The sequence below is a fragment of the Herbaspirillum hiltneri N3 genome (assembly GCF_001267925.1).
Taxonomy (GTDB): domain Bacteria; phylum Pseudomonadota; class Gammaproteobacteria; order Burkholderiales; family Burkholderiaceae_D; genus Herbaspirillum; species Herbaspirillum hiltneri.
Map to the genome: position 1 here is coordinate 2,084,838 of NZ_CP011409.1, position 18,573 is coordinate 2,103,410.

18 protein-coding genes, 3 tRNA genes and 3 pseudogenes are annotated in these 18,573 nt (G+C 59.6%); 22 read left to right on the forward strand and 2 right to left on the reverse strand.

The window, feature by feature from the left end:
- Positions 1–7 precede the first annotated feature (7 nt).
- The 19 genes and pseudogenes from recO to F506_RS23790 all read left to right on the forward strand — a co-directional run.
- On the forward strand, positions 8–898 hold the full coding sequence (gene recO, locus F506_RS09395; RefSeq protein ID WP_144424029.1) for a DNA repair protein RecO: 891 nt from the start codon (positions 8–10) through the stop codon (positions 896–898).
- A gap of 14 nt (positions 899–912) precedes the next feature.
- Complete coding sequence (locus tag F506_RS09400) at positions 913–2,160, forward strand: benzoate/H(+) symporter BenE family transporter (protein ID WP_053196886.1); 1,248 nt, start codon at positions 913–915, stop codon at positions 2,158–2,160.
- Positions 2,161–2,164: 4 nt separating this feature from the next.
- Positions 2,165–2,935, forward strand: a complete 771-nt coding sequence (pdxJ, locus tag F506_RS09405; RefSeq protein ID WP_053196888.1) for a pyridoxine 5'-phosphate synthase — start codon at positions 2,165–2,167, stop codon at positions 2,933–2,935.
- A gap of 2 nt (positions 2,936–2,937) precedes the next feature.
- Positions 2,938–3,330, forward strand: coding sequence for a holo-ACP synthase (gene acpS / locus F506_RS09410; protein ID WP_016833557.1), 393 nt, complete (start codon positions 2,938–2,940; stop codon positions 3,328–3,330).
- Positions 3,331–3,401: 71 nt separating this feature from the next.
- Positions 3,402–4,400 carry a beta-N-acetylhexosaminidase gene (nagZ, locus tag F506_RS09415; RefSeq protein WP_053196890.1) on the forward strand — a complete coding sequence of 333 codons (999 nt, stop codon included), beginning with the start codon at positions 3,402–3,404 and terminating at the stop codon, positions 4,398–4,400.
- Between the two features lie 21 nt (positions 4,401–4,421).
- Positions 4,422–6,287 carry an excinuclease ABC subunit UvrC gene (gene uvrC / locus F506_RS09420; RefSeq protein WP_053196892.1) on the forward strand — a complete coding sequence of 622 codons (1,866 nt, stop codon included), beginning with the start codon at positions 4,422–4,424 and terminating at the stop codon, positions 6,285–6,287.
- Positions 6,288–6,425: 138 nt separating this feature from the next.
- Positions 6,426–7,016: a CDP-diacylglycerol--glycerol-3-phosphate 3-phosphatidyltransferase gene (pgsA, locus tag F506_RS09425; protein ID WP_053196894.1), complete on the forward strand. Its 591-nt coding sequence runs from the start codon at positions 6,426–6,428 to the stop codon at positions 7,014–7,016.
- 41 nt (positions 7,017–7,057) lie between these two features.
- Positions 7,058–7,133, forward strand: a tRNA-Gly gene (locus F506_RS09430).
- Between the two features lie 125 nt (positions 7,134–7,258).
- A tRNA-Cys gene (locus F506_RS09435) sits at positions 7,259–7,332 on the forward strand.
- 10 nt (positions 7,333–7,342) lie between these two features.
- Positions 7,343–7,418: transfer RNA gene (locus F506_RS09440), tRNA-Gly, on the forward strand.
- Between the two features lie 286 nt (positions 7,419–7,704).
- The gene (locus F506_RS09445; RefSeq protein WP_053196896.1) at positions 7,705–8,655 is read left to right on the forward strand and encodes a chemotaxis protein; all 951 of its coding nucleotides are present in this window, start codon (positions 7,705–7,707) and stop codon (positions 8,653–8,655) included.
- Positions 8,656–8,972: 317 nt separating this feature from the next.
- A complete protein-coding gene (gene cobT / locus F506_RS09450) occupies positions 8,973–10,013 on the forward strand; it encodes a nicotinate-nucleotide--dimethylbenzimidazole phosphoribosyltransferase (protein ID WP_053196898.1) in 1,041 nt (346 codons plus the stop codon).
- Position 10,014: 1 nt separating this feature from the next.
- A complete protein-coding gene (locus F506_RS09455) occupies positions 10,015–10,833 on the forward strand; it encodes an adenosylcobinamide-GDP ribazoletransferase (protein WP_053196900.1) in 819 nt (272 codons plus the stop codon).
- A 15-nt stretch (positions 10,834–10,848) separates the two neighbouring features.
- Entirely contained in the window at positions 10,849–11,403 is a 555-nt protein-coding gene (locus F506_RS09460; RefSeq protein ID WP_053196903.1) for a histidine phosphatase family protein, read from the forward strand.
- Between the two features lie 48 nt (positions 11,404–11,451).
- Positions 11,452–11,631, forward strand: a complete 180-nt coding sequence (locus F506_RS09465; protein ID WP_053196905.1) for a hypothetical protein — start codon at positions 11,452–11,454, stop codon at positions 11,629–11,631.
- 70 nt (positions 11,632–11,701) lie between these two features.
- The gene (locus F506_RS09470) at positions 11,702–12,085 is read left to right on the forward strand and encodes a response regulator transcription factor (RefSeq protein ID WP_053196907.1); all 384 of its coding nucleotides are present in this window, start codon (positions 11,702–11,704) and stop codon (positions 12,083–12,085) included.
- Between the two features lie 113 nt (positions 12,086–12,198).
- Positions 12,199–13,113, forward strand: a pseudogene (locus tag F506_RS09475) (precorrin-8X methylmutase); the annotation flags it as partial.
- On the forward strand, positions 13,100–14,275 hold the full coding sequence (gene cbiD, locus F506_RS09480) for a cobalt-precorrin-5B (C(1))-methyltransferase CbiD (RefSeq protein WP_053196909.1): 1,176 nt from the start codon (positions 13,100–13,102) through the stop codon (positions 14,273–14,275). The pseudogene F506_RS09475 and the gene cbiD, both read left to right, overlap by 14 nt.
- 20 nt (positions 14,276–14,295) lie before the next feature.
- A pseudogene (locus F506_RS23790) lies at positions 14,296–14,379 on the forward strand (precorrin-2 C(20)-methyltransferase); the annotation flags it as partial.
- A gap of 95 nt (positions 14,380–14,474) precedes the next feature.
- Here F506_RS23790 and F506_RS09485 read toward each other — a convergent pair.
- Entirely contained in the window at positions 14,475–14,795 is a 321-nt protein-coding gene (locus F506_RS09485; RefSeq protein WP_053196911.1) for a hypothetical protein, read from the reverse strand.
- Between the two features lie 264 nt (positions 14,796–15,059).
- On the opposite strand from F506_RS09485, the gene F506_RS09490 reads away from it, so the two are divergent.
- Positions 15,060–15,554, forward strand: coding sequence for a hypothetical protein (locus F506_RS09490; RefSeq protein ID WP_200907723.1), 495 nt, complete (start codon positions 15,060–15,062; stop codon positions 15,552–15,554).
- Positions 15,555–15,849: 295 nt separating this feature from the next.
- Positions 15,850–16,245, forward strand: a pseudogene (locus F506_RS22650) (helix-turn-helix domain-containing protein); the annotation flags it as partial.
- Here the strand turns inward: F506_RS22650 and F506_RS23460 are convergent.
- Positions 16,213–16,719, reverse strand: a complete 507-nt coding sequence (locus F506_RS23460; RefSeq protein ID WP_053196913.1) for an ATP-binding protein — start codon at positions 16,717–16,719, stop codon at positions 16,213–16,215. The pseudogene F506_RS22650 and the gene F506_RS23460 sit on opposite strands and share 33 nt — an antisense overlap.
- A gap of 505 nt (positions 16,720–17,224) precedes the next feature.
- On the opposite strand from F506_RS23460, the gene F506_RS09500 reads away from it, so the two are divergent.
- Positions 17,225–18,547: a gamma-glutamyl-gamma-aminobutyrate hydrolase family protein gene (locus F506_RS09500; RefSeq protein WP_083457714.1), complete on the forward strand. Its 1,323-nt coding sequence runs from the start codon at positions 17,225–17,227 to the stop codon at positions 18,545–18,547.
- The last annotated feature ends 26 nt before the right edge of the window (positions 18,548–18,573 follow it).

Below are 18,573 nucleotides of genomic sequence, written 5' to 3' on the forward strand. Positions count from 1 at the left end.
ATACTCTATGGCTGCGATCATCGCTGATTCTGCTGTTGGTCAACCTCAAACACCGGATGCCGAAGCCCTGAGCGCTGCGGCCGCCGAGTCTGTGCTGGCCAACGCCAAAAATTCCGCTGCCCCCAGGCGCTCGCCGCGTGCAGCCAGTGCGACCGGTACGACACGCCGTCCCAAGATTCCCGAAAAAGACACGCGTGTCCAGGCCCAGCCCGGTTTCGTGCTGCACAGCTATCCCTACAAGGAAACCAGCCTGATCGTCGACGTTTTCTCGCGCGATCACGGTCGCATGGCCCTGGTGGCGAAGGGCGCAAAACGTCCTCTCTCTAAGCTGCGCGGCGTGCTGCAGACTTTCCAGCCGCTGTCGGTGAGCTGGAGCGGCAAGTCCGAAGTGCGCACGCTGACGGCGGCCGAGTGGGTCGGCGGCCTGCTGCCGCTGGAAAAGTCGGCCTTGCTGTGCGGCTTCTACCTCAATGAATTGCTGGTCAAATTGCTGGCGCGCGAGGATGCGCATCCGGCATTGTTCGACCACTACGTCTCGACGCTGAACCAGCTGGCGCACGGCGAATCGACGCCCATCGTGCTGCGCAAGTTCGAGCGCGCCTTGCTGAAGGAAACCGGCGTGGCCGGTGACTGGACCGTCTGCGTCACCAATGGCAAGCCGGTCGCGCCGGATGACACCTACGTCGTCGATCCGGAACAGGGCGTACGTTTTCCGCGGCTGTCCGACGCTTGGCCCAAAGTGTCCGGCAAGACCTTGCTGGACATGGAAAAGGAAGACTACAGCGACGCCGCCACGCAGAGCCAGAGCAAATTGCTGATGCGCTCGCTGCTGTCGCACCACCTCGGCGGCACCCAACTGAATACGCGTCAGATTCTGATCGATCTGTCGCAACTCTGAGTTCGGGAATCCACGTGTTCAAAGACTTTTCCTGGTCTGGCGCGGCGGCGGGTTTTGTCGCCGTGCTGATCGGTTTCACCAGTTCCGCCGCCATCATCTTCCAGGCCGCGGCTGCCGCCGGCGCGACGCCCGGCCAGATCAGTTCGTGGATATTCGCGCTCGGCGTGGGCATGGGCGTGACCTGCATCGGCCTGTCGCTGTATTACCGCACGCCGGTGGTGACGGCCTGGTCGACGCCCGGCGCAGCCTTGCTGATCACCGGTCTGGCCGGCTTGAGCATGCCGCAGGCGATCGGCGTATTCATGTTCTCCGCCGCACTAGTGACGATCTGCGGTGTGACCGGCCTGTTCGCACGCGCCATGAACCGCATCCCGATTTCGATCGCCGCCGCCATGCTGGCCGGCATCCTCGCGCGTTTCGGCATGGACGTGTTCGTCGCGATGAAACTCGAATTCGGTTTGGTGTTGCTGATGTTTGCGGCCTATCTGTTTGGCAAGCGCTGGCTGCCGCGCTACGCGATCATCGTGGTGCTGGCGCTCGGGACCACCTTCGCCGGCGCGCAAGGCTTGCTGAAGTTCGACAGCTTCCACCTCGCGCTCGCCACGCCCGAGTTCGTCATGCCCGAGTTCACGCTGACCAGTCTGCTCGGCGTCGGCATTCCCCTGTTCGTCGTCACCATGGCGTCGCAAAATGCGCCCGGCGTGGCGATCATGCGCGCCTCCGGGTACAACACGCCGGTGTCGCCGCTGATCACTTGGACCGGCCTGACCACGCTGGTGCTGGCGCCGTTCGGTTGTTTTTCGATCTGCCTGGCTGCGATTACCGCCGCCATCTGCATGGGCAAGGAAGCGCATGAAGACCCATCTCGGCGCTACATGGCCAGCGTCGCCGCCGGCGTCTTCTATCTGATCGCCGGCGTGTCCGGCGCGACGGTGGTGGCCTTGTTCGCGGCCTTCCCCAAGGCGCTGATCATGGCGATTGCCGGCCTGGCCCTGTTCGGCACCATCGCCAACGGCCTGACGGTGGCCATGGCCAATGAAAAGCAGCGTGAAGCGGCGCTCATCACATTCCTGGTGACCGCTTCCGGCGTGTCGCTGTTCGGTATCGGCACCGCCTTCTGGGGCCTGGTCGCCGGCGGCCTTGCGCTGCTGGCGTTCAACGGGCGCTGGAAGCGCAGCACTGCCACCGACACCGGCGACGCCCGGGAAACACGCGCGCCTTCCGCCCCATCCAGATCCTCCACCCCCAGCACATCGCGATAATTCCATGAGCTTCCTGAATCCCGTCGGCCCCGCCCTTGAGTTGGGTATCAATATCGATCACGTCGCCACCTTGCGCAATGCGCGCGGCACCACTTATCCGGATCCGATCCAGGCCGCCCTGCAGGCGGAAGAGGCCGGCGCCGACGCGATCACGCTGCATCTGCGCGAAGACCGTCGCCACATACGCGATGCCGATGTCGAGGCGATCCGTCCGCTGCTGCGCACGCGCATGAATCTGGAAGCGGCGGTGACCAGCGAGATGATTGATTTTTCCTGCCGCATCAAGCCGCAGGATTCCTGCCTGGTGCCCGAGAAGCGCACCGAAATCACCACCGAAGGCGGGCTCGACGTCGTCACGCATTTCGCCCAGGTGCAAGCGGCGGTGAAGCAGTTGCAGGCCGAAGGCATCCGCGTCAGCCTGTTCATCGATCCCGACGACGAGCAGATCAAGGCCGCCGCCGAAACCGGTGCGCCGGTGATCGAATTGCACACCGGCCGCTATGCCGAGGCGCATGACCAGGCCAGTATGGAAAAGGAACTGGAGCGCGTGCGCGCCGGTGTGCGCGAAGGCATCCGTCGCGGCCTCAAGGTCAATGCCGGCCACGGCCTGCACTACACCAACGTGCAAGCCATCGCTGCCATTCCCGATATCGCGGAGCTCAACATCGGCCACGCCATCGTCGCGCAAGCCGTGTTCGTCGGTTGGCACAAGGCGGTCAGCGACATGAAGGCAATCATGCTCAAGGCGCGTCTCGACGCCGTCGGAAAAGCCTGATCATGATCTACGGCATCGGCACCGACATCCTGCAGATTTCACGTCTCAAGGCGACGCTGGCGCGGCGCGGCGACCGCTTCGCTGAAAGGATTCTCGGCCCGGAAGAAATGGTCAAGTACCTTAGCCGCAAGGCCAAGGTGGAAGCTCGCGGCGTCAGTTTCCTGGCCACACGTTTCGCCGCCAAGGAAGCGTTTTCCAAGGCAATCGGCCTGGGCATGCACATGCCGATGACATGGCGTTCAATGCAGACGCTCAACGCGCCGAGCGGCAAGCCCATCGTGGTCTGCAGCGGCCAACTCAAGGTCTGGATGGAAGAAAAGGGACTGACCGCACAAGTCTCGATCACCGACGAGGTGGACTATGCGGTCGCATTTGTCATCGCGGAGAAAACATGAAGGCAGGTCAGGTGCAGCAATCACATCAATCACTTCAGTCACTTCAGTCACGCCAGCCGCTCGGCCCCGTCATGCTGGACGTGGTCGGCACCACGCTCACGGCGGAAGACATCCGCCGCATCCGGCATCCGCTGACCGGTGGCGTGATCCTGTTCGCACGCAACTACGAGAATCGCAAACAATTGATGACGCTGACGCAGGGCATCCATGCCGCGCGTCCCGGCGTGCTGATTGCCGTCGACCATGAAGGCGGCCGGGTGCAGCGCTTCCGGACCGACGGTTTCACGCATTTGCCGCCCATGCGTGCGCTGGGCGAACTGTGGGATCGCGACGTGTTGCAGGCGACCAAGGTGGCGACTGCCGCCGGCTACGTGCTGGCGTCCGAATTGCGCGCCTGCGGCGTCGACCTGTCGTTCACCCCGGTGCTCGATCTCGATTTCGGCGGATCGTCGGTCATCGGCACGCGTTCCTTCCATCGCGATCCGCGCGTGGTCACACTGCTGGCCAAGAGCCTCAACCATGGCCTGGCATTGGCCGGCATGGCCAATTGCGGCAAGCATTTCCCTGGCCATGGCTATGTGACGGCCGATTCGCACGTCGACCTGCCGGTTGACGAGCGTCCCCTCAAGGACATCCTGGGCGACGACGCCGCGCCTTACGACTGGCTCGGCATGAGCCTGACCGCGGTGATGCCCGCGCACGTGATTTACCCCAAGGTCGACAAGCATCCGGCCGGTTTCTCGAAGAAGTGGCTGGAGATCCTGCGCAAGGACCTCGGCTTCCAGGGCGTCATCTTCAGCGACGACCTCAGCATGCACGGCGCCAGCGTCGCCGGCGGTGCGCTCGATGGGGCGAACGCCGCGCTGCATGCCGGTTGCGATATGGTGCTGATGTGCAATTCGCCGGACAAGGCGGATCAGTTGCTGAGCGGTTTGCAGACCAGGGTGTCGCCGGCTTCGGCTGCCCGCATTGCTGCGCTGGTGCCGCAAGGCGCGGCGCCGGAATGGGACGAGTTGCAGCAGGACCAGCGTTTCCTCGCAGCGAAAAAGCTGCTGCAGCCGCTCGCATGATTTCTTCCTGACTTCGCCAGCATGTCCGATACCCAGCCGCCTTCGCCACCGGATCCACGTGAGATCGTCCTCGAGACGGTCGCCAAACTGCCGCACCTGCCCGGCGTGTATCGCTATTTCGATGCGGAAGACAACGTGCTCTACGTCGGCAAGGCGCGCGACCTCAAGAAGCGCGTATCGAGCTATTTCCAGAAGACGCTGAGCAGCCCGCGCATCGCCATGATGGTCGAACGCATTGCGCGGCTGGAGACCACCGTCACGCGCAGCGAAGCCGAGGCCCTGCTGCTGGAAAACAATCTGATCAAGACGTTGCGGCCGCGCTTCAACATCCTGTTCCGCGACGACAAGTCCTACCCGTACCTCAAAATCACCGGCCACGCCTTTCCGCGCATGGCCTATTACCGCGGCGCGGTGGACAAGAAGAACCAGTATTTCGGCCCATTCCCGAATGCCTGGGCGGTCAAGGAGTCGATCCAGATCCTGCAGAAGGTGTTCCTGCTGCGCACCTGCGAAGACACGGTCTACGCCAACCGCACGCGTCCTTGCCTGCTGCACCAGATTCATCGCTGCAGCGGTCCGTGCGTCAAGCTGATCAATGCCGAGGACTACGCGCTCGACGTCGAGAACGCCTCCAAGTTCCTGCGCGGCCGCCAGAGCGAAGTGCTCGACGCGCTGGAGAAAAAAATGCATGCCTATGCCGGCGAGCTCAAGTTCGAGCAGGCCGCAGCGGTGCGTAACCAGATCACCTCGCTCTCCAGCGTGCTGCATCAGCAAACCATGGAAACCGGCGGCGACGCCGACATCGACATCATTGCCGTGATCGTGCAGGGCGGCCGCGCCTGCGTGAACCTGGCCATGGTGCGCGGCGGCCGGCACCTGGGCGACCGCGCGTATTTCCCGACGCACGTCGACGGCGCCATTCCCGATGGCGAAGAGTCGATCGAGGCCGAAGTACTGAAGGCCTTCATCGCTCAGCATTACATCGAGAAATTCATCCCCGGCAACCTGATCGTCAACACCGAATTCGACGACCCTGCGTTGATGCTGGCGCTGATGGAGCAATGCGGCCATCGCATCACGCTCACGCTGCAGCCGCAGGGCCAGCGTCGCCAATGGCTGGAGATGGCGCACAAGGGCGGCGAGATTGCATTGGCGCGCTTGTTGTCCGAACAGGGCTCGCAGCAGGCGCGTACGCGCGCCTTGGTCGAGGCGCTCGGTACCGAAGTCGAAGACATCGAAGCCCTGCGCGTGGAATGCTTCGACATCAGCCACACGCAAGGCGAAGCGACCCAGGCGTCATGTGTGGTGTTCCATCATCACGCGATGCAAAACGGCGAATACCGTCGCTACAACATCAACGACATCACGCCCGGCGACGATTACGCCGCGATGCGCCAGGTGCTCACGCGCCGCTATGAAAAAGTCGCCAACGGCGACGGCACCATGCCCGACATCGTGCTGATCGACGGCGGCAAGGGCCAGGTTGAAATCGCGCGCCAGGTCTTCACCGAGCTTGGTCTCGACATCGGTCTCATCGTCGGCGTGGCCAAGGGAGAAGGGCGCAAGGTCGGTTTGGAAACCCTGGTCTTCGTCGACGGCCGCGCGCCGCAAGAGCTCGGCAAGGAATCCGCCGCGCTGATGCTGATCGCCCAGATCCGCGACGAAGCGCACCGCTTCGCCATCACCGGCATGCGCGCCAAACGCGCCAAGGCGCGTCAGACGTCTCGCCTGGAAGAGATCGAAGGCATCGGCGCCAAGCGTCGCCAAAAACTGCTCGCCCGCTTCGGCGGCTTGCGCGGCGTGGCTGACGCGAGCATCGATGAACTGGCGTCGGTGGAGGGGATTTCGCACCTGCTGGCGGAAGAAATCTATCGCCAGCTGCATTGAGCTATTGATTTCCCTCGCTTCGCCTGCAAGTGCCATGCGGCAGCCTCATTTCCCGCAGTAGCAGGTTTTAAGGGGCGGCTCTGATACTATCTCGTTAAATTTCAATCCGCGTACCCGTCGACGACAACAAATAAACGTATGCCATTCAACTTTCCCATCTTGCTCACCTGGTTGCGTGTCGCCCTGATTCCGCTGGTAGTCGGCGTGTTTTATGTTCCTGAACTCGGCTTGTCGCGCTTCGAACAGGGCGTGGCGTCCACGGCGATATTCATCGTCGCCGCTGCCACCGACTGGTTCGATGGCTTTCTGGCGCGCCGCTGGAACCAGACTTCGGCGTTCGGCGCCTTCCTCGATCCGGTCGCCGACAAGCTCATGGTCACCGGCGCGCTGCTGGTGCTGGTGCATCTGGACCGCGTGCATCCGATCACCGCTTTCATCATTATCGGCCGCGAGATCGCCATCTCGGCGCTGCGTGAATGGATGGCGCAGCTTGGCGCTTCCAAATCGGTGGCCGTCAGCTCGCTCGGAAAGATCAAGACCACGGCGCAGATGATCGCCATTCCGATGCTGCTGTTCTACTCGGATCTGTTCGGCGTGATCGACACGCGGGCGTGGGGCCACTGGCTGCTGTTGATCGCCGCCGTGCTGACGGTGTGGTCGATGCTGTACTACCTGCGCAAGGCCTGGCCGCTCATTAAAAAAGTGCAGGAAAGTAAAAGCGGTGCTTGACTTCTCCTATGGAAGCTCTATAATAGCGTTCTGTTGTTGATGCGGGAGTAGCTCAGTTGGTAGAGCGATACCTTGCCAAGGTATAGGTCGAGAGTTCGAGCCTCTTCTCCCGCTCCAGAATTACTAAAGGAAGCGCAAAACGCTTCCTTTTTTCATTGTGAGAGTTTGACCGTCAGCTGGAAAACTTCTTCGGAAGCCCGGTTGAAAACACATCGCAATTGACAGCAGTTTCAGTGTCCCCTGGCGGGGTAGCAAAGTGGTTATGCAGCGGCCTGCAAAGCCGTTTACGCCGGTTCGATCCCGACCCCCGCCTCCAAACACTCCATGCGGGAGTAGCTCAGTTGGTAGAGCGATACCTTGCCAAGGTATAGGTCGAGAGTTCGAGCCTCTTCTCCCGCTCCAAATTAAAAAGGAAGCTCAGCAATGAGCTTCCTTTTTTCTTTCCCGGCTCGTTTTTCACGTTGCCATCCGTAGTTGTCCCACTTTATCTTCCTGCTCCTGCCATCCCTTGCTGCACCTGCGTTACGCGCACATCGCCGTCTCATTTCCGGCCTGGTGTTGCCCCATCGCCTGCGCACCGGCACTTTTATGTCGCATTTCGTCGGATGTAATTGTTTTTTAAGCAATTACACTCTACATTGATATTTCGGTCGACGAGGGTGGTTAACAACAAACAGGGGGCAGGCAAATGGATGCATTTCAAAAAGAAATCGACGAGAGAACCAATCTCACGAGTTCCAACAAATTCGAACTACTGCTGTTCCGTCTGGGGACAGACCCCTATGGCGTGCGCTCCGAACTGTTCGGCATCAACGTATTCAAGATCCGCGAAATCGTCCCGATGCCGGAGATCACCAAGGCTGCCGGCACGCGCTCTCCGCTGCTCGGCATGGTCAATATCCGCGGCCAGATCATCTCCGTGATCGATTTGCCGGCAGTGGTCGGTTGCGTACCCAAGAGCGGCCTCAACATCCTGTTGGTCACCGAATACGCGCGCAGCACACAAGCGTTTGCGGTCGAGTCGGTCGATGAAATCGTGCGGCTGGAATGGAGCCAGGTCTTGTCGGCCGAATCCAAGGCCGGCGGCAACTTCGTCACCAGCATTGCGCGTCTGGATGACGACATCAGCAGCGGACGTCTCGCGCAGGTGCTCGACGTCGAGCAGATCCTGCACGAAATCATGCCGACCGAGCGCGATATGGAAATGGCGGGCCTCGAACATATCAAGCTCAAGCCCGGTTCGGTCATTCTCGCGGCGGACGACTCCAAAGTTGCCCGTTCACTGGTCGAAAGCGGACTCAAGGCGCTTGGCCTGCCGTTCGTGATGTGCAAGACCGGTAAGGAAGCCTGGGAAAAGCTGCAGGAAATCTACAAGGAAACCAAGTCCCAGGGCGTGCCGATCACCGATCGTGTGGCGATGGTGCTGACCGACCTCGAAATGCCCGAGATGGACGGCTTCACGCTCACGCGCAACATCAAGCGCGACGACGGGCTGAAAGCCATCCCGGTGGTGATCCACTCGTCGCTGTCGGGCTCCGCTAATGAAGATCACGTCAAGAACATCGGCGCCGACGGCTATGTGGCGAAGTTCGTCATCGAAGATCTGACTGCCGCCCTCATCAAGGCGCTGGCTAAATAAATCGCTGGCGGCGCCGCCGCGGCCCCTTAAATGAGGGCGCCGCCGCGCCGGAAAGCGGCCGGCTCCTCAAAAGGCTAGTTGCCTGGCGACACCACTGGCGCGCTGCCTGGAGGCCGGAAAGCATGGCGCAAGGCAAGAGCTGGCCCTTGCCTCATCGGCGTCGCCCCGGCGACCTGCGTTGAAACCCGGCTGAGCGCCTCGAAATGTAAAGATCGGGACTTCGTCGCCGCACTTTGCTCGCAGGACGCCGCTATCTCTTATACTGACGTCCTTTCAAACCTGTTCCCATTTCCTGGTCACGGCATCGTGATCCCGCTATGCGCATTCCACACTTAGCTTCCACGCACGACGCTGCGCTGGCCTCGGCCCTGCAAGCAGCGATCGACAACAAGACCAAGCCGCAGGGCAGCCTCGGCGTGCTCGAGTTCGTCGCGCATCGTATCGGTCTGATCCAGCAATCGCATACGCCGCGCATCGACCGTGCAGCGGTCGTGGTGTTCGCGGGTGATCACGGCGTAGTGGCGGAGAACATCTCGGCCTATCCGCAAAGCGTGACCTGGCAGATGGTGGAGAATTTCCTGCAGCAGGGCGCCGCGATCAACGTGTTCGCGCGCCAGAATGATTGCGCGCTGCATATCGTCGACGCCGGCGTGAATCATGAGTTCGGCGAGCGCGAAGGACTGGTCGCCCGCAAGCTCGGACCGGGCACGCGCAACTTCGCGCAAGAGCCGGCCATGAGCGCGGCGCAATGCGAACAGGCATTGCAGTACGGCATGGACCTGGTTGAGGCAATGCCGGTCGACGTCATCGGCTTCGGTGAAATGGGCATCGGCAACACCACCGCGGCGGCTGCCATCATGCACAAGATCACCGGCATTGCCGTCGCAGAGTGCGTCGGCGCCGGCACCGGCCTGGCGGCCGACGGCATCCTTCGCAAGCAGCAGGTGATCGAGCGGGCGGTTGCATTGCACGCACACGCCCACGCTGATACACCGCTGGAAATACTGCGCACCTTCGGCGGCTTCGAAATCGCCATGATCGTCGGCGCCATGCTCAAGGCGGGAGAGCGCCGCATGGTGCTGCTGATCGACGGCTTCATCGTGACTTCGGCATTGCTGGTGGCGGCAAAACTGCAACCGGCCATCCTCGACTATTGCCTGTTCTCGCACTGCTCCGATGAGCACGGCCACCGCCGCATGCTGCAGCATCTCGACGCGCGACCGCTGATGCAACTCGACCTGCGTCTCGGTGAAGGCACCGGCAGCGCACTGGCCTTGCCGCTGCTGCATGCCGCGGTCAACTTCCTGGCGCAGATGGCGACGTTTTCCTCCGCGCAAGTCAGCGAAAAGAGCGCCTGACATGGATGCCGCGCCAACGCCCTCGACCGGCCTGCGCTATCAGCTGCAGCTGTTCTTCACGGCGCTGCAATTTTTCACGCGCCTGCCGGCGCCGCGCTGGGTCGGATTCGACGCCGCCTGGCTGCAGCACGCGTCGCGTTATTTCCCGGCGATCGGGATCATTGTTTCCTTCGCATGCGCCGCCGTGTACTGGGTGGCGGCGCTGTGGCTGCCGCAAGTGGTGGCGGTGCTGTTGTCGACCGCTGCGGGGATCTACCTCACCGGCGCTTTCCATGAAGACGGCTTTGCCGATGTCTGCGACGGTTTCGGGGGCGGCATGCAGCCGTCGCGCGTGCTTGAGATCATGCGCGACTCGCGCGTCGGCGCCTATGGCGTGATCGGCATTGCGCTGCTGCTGGGGACCAAGATCGCCGGGCTGGCATCGTTGCCGGCGCTGCAGGTGATGCCGGCCTTGCTGGTCGCCCATCCCTTGTCGCGCTGTTTCGCCGCCGCCTTGATCTGGCGCATGCCGTATGTACGCGAAGAGGGCAAGGTCAAGCCATTGGCGCAAAACATGAGCGCCGGCGAATTCGCCGTGGCCGTTGTCACTGCCGCGCTGCCGCTGATCCTGTGTGTCGCGGCCGGATGGCTGGCGCTGCGGGCGTCGCTGTTGGCCGTGTTGCTCGGCGGCGCGGCGGCCTGGTTTCTCGCGCGAAAATTCCAGCGCCGCATCGGCGGCTATACCGGCGACTGTCTCGGCGCCGTCCAACAATTCAGCGAAGCCGCAATCTACCTGGGCCTGCTGGCCGCAGTGTCAGCGTCGCCGGCTTCCCATTCATAAACAGAAAGGTCGACCATGTTGCTGCATCTCATCCGCCATCCCCAGCCCGTTATCGACAAAGGCCTTTGCTACGGCAGCAGCGACCTGGCCGTGACCGAAGAAGAATGCGCCAGGGTGCTCGAGCAGGTCAAACCTGCCTTGCCGCCGCACGTACCGGTGTATTCGAGTCCGTTGCAGCGCTGCGTATTCCTGGCCGAGCCGCTGGCCACGGCACTCAATGCCGGTCCTGTGCGCTACGATCCGCGTCTGATGGAAATGCACTTCGGCACCTGGGAGCAGCGCGCCTGGGACGATTTGCCGCGCGCGGAAATCGATGCATGGGCCAGCGACGTCGTCGGCTATCGTCCCGGCGGCGGCGAAAATGTTCTGAACGTGGCGCAACGCGTCGACGCCTTTTGCAGCGACCTGCAGCAGCGCGGCCAGAGCCAGGCTATCGTGGTGTGCCACGCCGGCACGATTCGCCTGTTGCAGGCGCGCGCACTCGGTCTGGCGGTCACCAAGATGGCGGAGCATGCGGCGATCAATGCGCATGCGATTGCGTTCGGCGAAGTGCTGACGCTGAAGCTGTAGGAACACCGCGCGGCGCGACTCCCGGCTTGTTGTGTTGCGGAGGCCCACATGCGCTGCCAGATCGGCCCGATTCGAGGAAGTCTGCGGACTTCCTTTTTTACGCGCGTTCGTCAGCCCCTGACGTTGCAGGTGGGGTGTAACACGTTCAACGATGATTTTTGGCAAGTCATTGTTTTAACGCAAGATTTCGTCGAAAAAAGCATGTTGATTTTGCCGGTGTTTCTGTAACACTTAAAAATATTCTATTTAAAAATAGTAAAATGTAGAAAAAAAGACAACTTTATCCATGAATGCAGACATGCTCGCCACTCCATTACCGAAGAAAGTCCTGATCGTCGACGACAGCAAAGTCTCGCGCATGGTCATCAAGGCGCACATCCTCGCCGCCTATCCCGAATGGCGCGTAGAAGAGGCCGCCAGCGGCGATGAGGCGATCAGTGCGATCGAGCGCGACCTGCCTGATTACTGCACGATGGACATTAATATGCCAGGCATGCTCGGCACCGACGCCGCTGAAATCATCCTTGCCCGACATCCGCAACTTCGGATGGTGATTTTTTCGGCCAACATCCAGGAAGCCGCTCAATCGCGCGCGCAGCAACTGGGCGCCTTGTTCGTCGCCAAGCCGGTGACGGAAAAATCCATCGCCCTGGCGATCGGCCATTTTGCGGTGGGCGTGTGAGGGTCCTGTCCGAGATCCAGGTCGACGCGCTGACCGAAGTCTTCAACGTCGGTGCTGGCAGGGCGGCGCTCAGCCTGAGTGAAATCGTGGGCGAAGAAGTCATGCTGTCGGTGCCGTCCATCGAAGTGCTCAAGGCCGGCTATCTGGGTGTGCACCGGCACGTTGCCGACGTCTTGCTCGAGCGCGCGCGCGAAGCCGTCGAAGGCCGCGCGGCGATGAATTGCAGCCTGTGCAAATACCGCGTGCAGATCGTCGGCTTCGAGGAGCAGATCGGCGAACCGCAGCGCGCCCATCATTTGCAGGTGCGCGGCTTGCTCAATCGCGAGACGCTCGCGGCCGAAGCGAAAGTCGATTTCCCACCCTATGTGCCGCATCCGATCGAGAAGGAAAGCTTCGAGATCATCGCCGCCGGTCGCGACTGGTCGGTGTTTCCGCCGGCGCACCTGACGGCGCTGCAACGGCTGGTGCACACCAGCGGCGACTTCGACGCGGTCGACGACATCTATTTTTCATCCGGTGCGATCGAGGCAGGCATCCGCGCCATCCTGCGCTGCAAGCGCGTGGTGACCGACGTGACGATGGTGCAGACAGGCCTGAAGCGCGCACTGGTCGAGCAGCTCGGCGTCGAAACCTGGTGCGGCGTGCATGATCGCGAGACCCATCTGCTGGCGCAGGCGCAGGGCATCACGCGCTCCGCCGCGGGCGTGCGCCGCGCGTGGGAAAAATTCGGCAACGACATCATTCTCGCCATCGGCGACGCACCGACCGCGATCGTCGAGACCACGCGCCTGATCCGCGAGCATGGCTGGCGGCCGCAGCTGGTGATCGGCTTGCCGGTCGGCTTCGTCGGCACGCGCGAAAGCAAGGACGAGCTGCGCCGCTGCCTGCAGGTGCCGCGCATTACCAACAGCGGTACGCGCGGCGGATCGCCGTGGGCGGCGACAGTGGTCAACGCCTTGATGATCGACGCCATCGGACAGGTCATCGCCGCACAGGCGGCGGAGCTGAAAACAGATGCAGGAGCTTGAGCGCGCCGAATTCGACCTCACCGTGCCGGCCCCCAACGGTCTGCGGCGTGGCAGGACGACCGGCAGCTGCGCCACGGCGGCAGTGAAGGCGGCGTTGACGATGCTGTTGTGCGGAGAGCGGATCGACAAGGCCGAAGTCAGCCTGCCGGACGGCAAGCATTACCTGCTGGTGCCGATACAGGATGTGCAGAAACTGGACGACAAGCGCATCCGCGCGGAAGTACTGAAGGACGGTGGCGACGACCCGGACAACACGCACGGTGCGACGATTTTCGCCGAAGTGGCGCGCAACGATACGGGAGACATTCGCTTCAAGGCGGCATCCGGCGTCGGCACCGCAACCCGGCCCGGTTTGCGCGTAGCGGTAGGTGAAGCGGCCATCAATCCGGTGCCGCGCCAGATGATGCGGCTGGCGGTGGCGGAAGTGCTGGAAGAGTTGAACGTGAATGGCGAGACCGGCTTTGATCTCGCCATCGGTTGCGAAGACGGCCAGAAGATTGCGCAGAAAACCTTCAATCCGCGTCTCGGGATCGTCGGCGGGATTTCCATCCTCGGCACGTCGGGCATTGTCGAACCGATGTCGCTGGCGTCATGGATCGCGTCGATAGAAGTGTATATCCGCGTCGCCCTGGCGGACGACAGCAAGCCGAACGGCGTGGCGACTTGCGTGGCGTACCTGCCCGGCAAGATCGGCCGCACTTTTGCGCGTGACGAGCTGGGCTTGCCGGAAGCGCGCTCGGTGCAGATCGCCAACTTCCTCGGCGACGCGCTCGACTTCACGCAGTCGGCGCTGGCCGAGCAGGGCGCGGAACTGGATGTGTTATGGCTGGCGGGTCATCCCGGCAAGCTGGCCAAGGTGCTCGACGGCGTATGGGATACGCATTCGAGCAAGAGCAATATGGCGATGGGCGGTGTAGCCCGCGTGGCGTCGGAACTGGCGGCGGAGTTCGGGTTTTCCGCAGCACTGATCGCCGAGATAGAAAGTGCAAATACGGTGGAAGCAGCAATCGAACGTTTGAGGCAGGAGTCCGGATCGGCCGCGCTGTGGCGCGCCATCGAAGCGCGCATCGCCGCACTGGCGCAGACGCGCGTGCCGGCGGTGAAACGCGTCGAGGTGCGTCTGTTCGATCTCGACGGCAATTTGCTGGGAGGTCGTGCATGAACGCAAACAATGAACTCGGCATGTTCTGGGGCATCGGCGTCGGTCCCGGCCCGGCAGGCTATCTGCCGCTGGCGGCGATGCAGGCTTTGCAGCAGGCCGACCTGAATTGAGGCGTTGCCACCGTCGCAGGACAGCGTGCCGTTAGCCGAAACAGTCGGCGCGGCATCCTGCGAGCAGTAGAGGACGTAGCGCGGCATGATCAGGTTGCCGCAGTCTTGGAGGCATCGGCAGGCTTTGCGACTGGCTTACCGGAACCGTGAGGATGCAGCGCAGTGATGCGCGGAACGACGAGGCGATCAAAACTCACGTCGAGTTCGAACTCAGCGAGATAGCGCCCAGGAATCGTTTCCTTCAAATCGCGCGGTAACAGCAACTCGCCAATCTTGGTTGAGTTATCTGGACCGCTGACAACACATTGAGCGCGAAACATTTCCCACGCCTTCCCGCTTTTGATGCTGACGCCAGACGATTGATTGATCGCGAGAATATCGATCAGATGTTTGTTATCGATTGCAGACATGATTTACCCCTTTATGGGTGAGAACTACGATGGAAAGCCCTTTGTGGGCGACGGAATCCGCAGGACGCGGTATAGAGAAGGGGGAGTTGCTTCCAGTAGGCGCGGAAGCCACAAATTCGCTTAGCAGATGAACGCATACATACCCCCCGGTATTGCTTTATCGGTTTTCCGATAAAGATGTGCTATGTTTACGAAAACTCATGATCGTTAAATCTAATGACCATGAGAATATTTAACGATCATTAGATTGTCAAGAGGTATGTCATGAAAAGCGTAAAATTTATCGACCTGCTGATCGAGAAAAAAGGCCTGAAGAATGACGTGGCCGTATGCAAAGAATTGGGATGGTCGTCAGGCCAAATCAGTCAATACCGATCCGGCAAAAACATAATGAATAACGAGGCGTGTATTGCCCTCGCTATCGCACTAGAAGATGATCCGATGAAGATCATCATGGCGGCAGACTTAGACCGAGCAGAACGCAGCGGCCATAAGTCATTGTGGGAAGTTTTTTCGAAACAAGCCGCGATGGCAACCGGTGCAGTTGTTTTGGGCGGTGTCACTCTTTTATTGTCGCCTACCCCCTCGGAAGCCGCGTCACTAAGCCATGCCGCAGGTCCGAACGATTTACATTATGTAAAATTTGCTCCAATGTTTAATATGTTCGCCAGCGACGCTATCCCTTTGATTTTATTATGTTTGAAAGATGACCCTATTCACATAGGTTCCAATCTTTCAATTGTTCACAAAAGTCTGTAAGCAATTGAATTTAAAAGATTTAATAATTATTTGAAAATACTTGCTTGCCCTGATGTGACCAAGCGTCAATATATGGCTATGCAAATATATTCTTCACGACTTGCCGACGGTCGACGGTTGCCAATCCTTTTTCGAACGACGCCGTCAAAGCCATTCTTAGTTCCATTTCTATTCGTCACGTTAAAACGCTGTTGATTTGCGTCGAAAACTGACCCACTTAGCCGCATAATTTGCACCGAGAATTGACCCACGTATAGAACACAATTCTGCTTATGACCGTAAGCAGGAGATCGGAGTGATAGACGTGGCATTACTTGGAATTATTCGACGCTGGCACCTTCGTGACCAGGTCCCATTGCGAGAGATCGCCAGGCGTTTAGGTATCTCACGTAACACCGTCAGGCGATACATTCGCGCGGAAACCATTGAGCCAGCCTATGCAGACAGGCGTCCCCGAAGCTCTTTGGACAAGTACACATTCAAACTCTCGGCTTGGTTAAAGACCGAAGCGGCTAAGTCACGCAAGCAACGCCGGACGTTAAAACAGCTCCATTTGGAGCTGCGAGCATTGGGGTATGAGGGGTCGTATGATCGTGTCGCAGCCTTCGCCAGACGGTGGAAGGTGGATCAATTGGAGAGGGTCAGTTCCGCGAGCAAATCAACAATTTTTCACCCAAGAAACAGTCTTGGTGTCAGCCCCACTCGTTATTTGAAAATCTGCCTGGGCAAGCCGGCCTGCCTCTGGCTTCTCGAAAGCGTTGGAGCGCACATCCTCCGTGATGTCTCTGGCTCGACAAGCTCTCTTTAGAACCCGCGCATAACCCGATTTACCAGCTCCGTTTGGGCCATAGATGACCGTCATTCCCTTTGGAGCGAAGGTAAGCGTCTGTGCCGGCGCAAGCCTGTTGACGTTACTCACGTTGCTCATGGAGACGAGCACAGCGGCATCGGCCTTGGCTGCGACAATGGGCAGGTGTTCTGCTGCCAAAGGCTGCGGTTGACGACTTTGTGGATCCGCAACTCCGTTGCCAGCTTTGAGCATGGCATAGAGGTCATCCAGATCATCCGCGGTCATCTGCTGATGGAATAGTCGACGGACTGCATCCTGCTGCCACGGTTTCAGATTAGCCTGCGACCATGCAAGAATATCTTGTAGAACGGCCATGTGAGCTCCCCCTTTGCGATGGATTTTTGATTTTTCTCAACAGCACTTGCCGCTCAATTCTCTCATCTTATGAAAGTCCATTGTTGAGCTCGTAGCGTTTCACAATCGTCCATCACATTTTTTATCCACAATATTGAAAAACAATTTTAGTAATTTTTTTGCTGAAAAATTTCGTAAAAATTTGCCTCTGCGCGTGAAATAAACTTTTTCCAAGATAAAAATTTTAATTTTTTTTTGTGTCTTTTTAGTGCGAAAACTCATCTGAAAATTCACCTCCTTGGTGAATTCTGAGTGAAAAAAAACATCACCGAAAAAGTGTTTTTTTGCACAATTCGGTGCGTGATTGATTGCACAAAAATGTGGCAGGAACCGTGCTCTTAAAGATCATGACACAGAGCCATAAGCAGCTGAAATTCGATGCTGCTTGGTGCAGTATCCATAATCCCTGCAACAGGCGTAATACAGATACTGCAAAGAACATTACCTCACATTTAAAGGCTCCATCATGACTATCAGCATCACCCCATCTTCTTCCAGCCATGCAGACTACACGCAGGCCGCCTCCGAACCTTCGGAGAACACCAGGCGCCCTGCTCCTCTGACTGTGCCGAAGAATGCAACCAGCATGGAAAAAAACAGTGCTATCGCGCGGCAACTGCGGGCTCGCAATTTGACCACCAAGATCAATATCGCCAATCGCGACGACGCCAACGGCGGCGGCCGTGACTGGGATCACAAAACGATTCAGGAGCTGAGCGGCCGCGAAACGGTAATCGTGGCATCGCCTAAACAGAAAGACCTGGAAGTCGATGTCGCAACCGAATTTGCCAAAAGTAAAGGCATCCCCCTCAAGCCGTTCCAGTGGTCTCATCAGCGCAATGTTCCTTTCAAGGTCGGTACTCCGGAAGTACGCGAAGATGGTAAATCGGGAGAGGGCCTGCTGTTAATTCCTGGCGGCCCAGTGAGCTTGCCGACAGAGGTCAACGGCACGCCAGGCATGCCGGATGCAAATCACTTGGGAGAGCAAAGCACATTGCGTTATCCGCCTAAGACTGAGGCACGTGGACGCTCTTCCCTTGAGCGATTGGCACATCAGCGAAATCTGGTCGACGATGCGCGACTGAACGGCCAGCCTATTATGGCAATCTGCGGTGGTTCGTGGCACGTGGTCAGCGCTTTTGGCGGCAATACCGTGACCTCTCCCGATTACGAGGCGCATCATACCGCCGACATGCCTTCGATTGTGCCTATCCCTTCCGCGGACGGCTCCTCGGCACAAATGGGTGTCGCCCATGGCACCATCATGCAACATCCGATCAGCGTAAAGCAGGATTCGCTGCTGGCTCAGACCATGCGCCGTGATGGCGCCGCGCAGGATATCAATGTCAATTCGGTGCACTGGTCGGAAGTACTCAGTACCCACTATCAGGATGAAAATGCGGTAACTCAGGTCGGTATCGCTGGTACGGACCCTGTTTCCCGGCGACCTACCAGCGAGCTGCTCGACATCAATGCCAAGATCAGTTCAGACGAACCGAACCGCGCGACGATAGAAGGTTTTGAATCACGTCACGGTGCCCCGATACTGGCGGTCCAGTGGCATCCCGAGGCACTGGCGGGCAGCCCGGTAGAACATCCTAAGGGGCTCCCTTCGACCTCGGGATTCGTCGATGCCGATTATGAAACCGAGCGTAGTCGTGCGGTGGCACAGATCAATGCCATGGCGCAGACTGGCGACGCCTATGCCGCACGTCGTGAAATGACACGCGAGTTCAAGGAGCAAGTCGCCACTGGTCAGATTCCCAAAGCCCCTGTGACCTCGGAATAATCGACCGACTCGGATCCAATTGAGAG

Excerpts from the sequence above, each read along its gene's own strand:
- F506_RS09465 (WP_053196905.1), top strand. The coding sequence starts at position 11,452 with ATGCGCTGCCAGATCGGCCCGATTCGAGGAAGTCTGCGGACTTCCTTT.
- F506_RS23460 (WP_053196913.1), bottom strand. The coding sequence starts at position 16,719 with ATGGCCGTTCTACAAGATATTCTTGCATGGTCGCAGGCTAATCTGAAA.
- nagZ (WP_053196890.1), top strand. The coding sequence starts at position 3,402 with ATGCTGGACGTGGTCGGCACCACGCTCACGGCGGAAGACATCCGCCGC.
- F506_RS09445 (WP_053196896.1), top strand. The coding sequence starts at position 7,705 with ATGGATGCATTTCAAAAAGAAATCGACGAGAGAACCAATCTCACGAGT.
- F506_RS09490 (WP_200907723.1), top strand. The coding sequence starts at position 15,060 with ATGAAAAGCGTAAAATTTATCGACCTGCTGATCGAGAAAAAAGGCCTG.
- F506_RS09500 (WP_083457714.1), top strand. The coding sequence starts at position 17,225 with ATGACTATCAGCATCACCCCATCTTCTTCCAGCCATGCAGACTACACG.
- F506_RS09485 (WP_053196911.1), bottom strand. The coding sequence starts at position 14,795 with ATGTCTGCAATCGATAACAAACATCTGATCGATATTCTCGCGATCAAT.
- pdxJ (WP_053196888.1), top strand. The coding sequence starts at position 2,165 with ATGAGCTTCCTGAATCCCGTCGGCCCCGCCCTTGAGTTGGGTATCAAT.
- acpS (WP_016833557.1), top strand. The coding sequence starts at position 2,938 with ATGATCTACGGCATCGGCACCGACATCCTGCAGATTTCACGTCTCAAG.
- recO (WP_144424029.1), top strand. The coding sequence starts at position 8 with ATGGCTGCGATCATCGCTGATTCTGCTGTTGGTCAACCTCAAACACCG.
- F506_RS09470 (WP_053196907.1), top strand. The coding sequence starts at position 11,702 with ATGCTCGCCACTCCATTACCGAAGAAAGTCCTGATCGTCGACGACAGC.
- F506_RS09455 (WP_053196900.1), top strand. The coding sequence starts at position 10,015 with ATGGATGCCGCGCCAACGCCCTCGACCGGCCTGCGCTATCAGCTGCAG.
- uvrC (WP_053196892.1), top strand. The coding sequence starts at position 4,422 with ATGTCCGATACCCAGCCGCCTTCGCCACCGGATCCACGTGAGATCGTC.
- pgsA (WP_053196894.1), top strand. The coding sequence starts at position 6,426 with ATGCCATTCAACTTTCCCATCTTGCTCACCTGGTTGCGTGTCGCCCTG.
- F506_RS09460 (WP_053196903.1), top strand. The coding sequence starts at position 10,849 with ATGTTGCTGCATCTCATCCGCCATCCCCAGCCCGTTATCGACAAAGGC.
- cbiD (WP_053196909.1), top strand. The coding sequence starts at position 13,100 with ATGCAGGAGCTTGAGCGCGCCGAATTCGACCTCACCGTGCCGGCCCCC.
- cobT (WP_053196898.1), top strand. The coding sequence starts at position 8,973 with ATGCGCATTCCACACTTAGCTTCCACGCACGACGCTGCGCTGGCCTCG.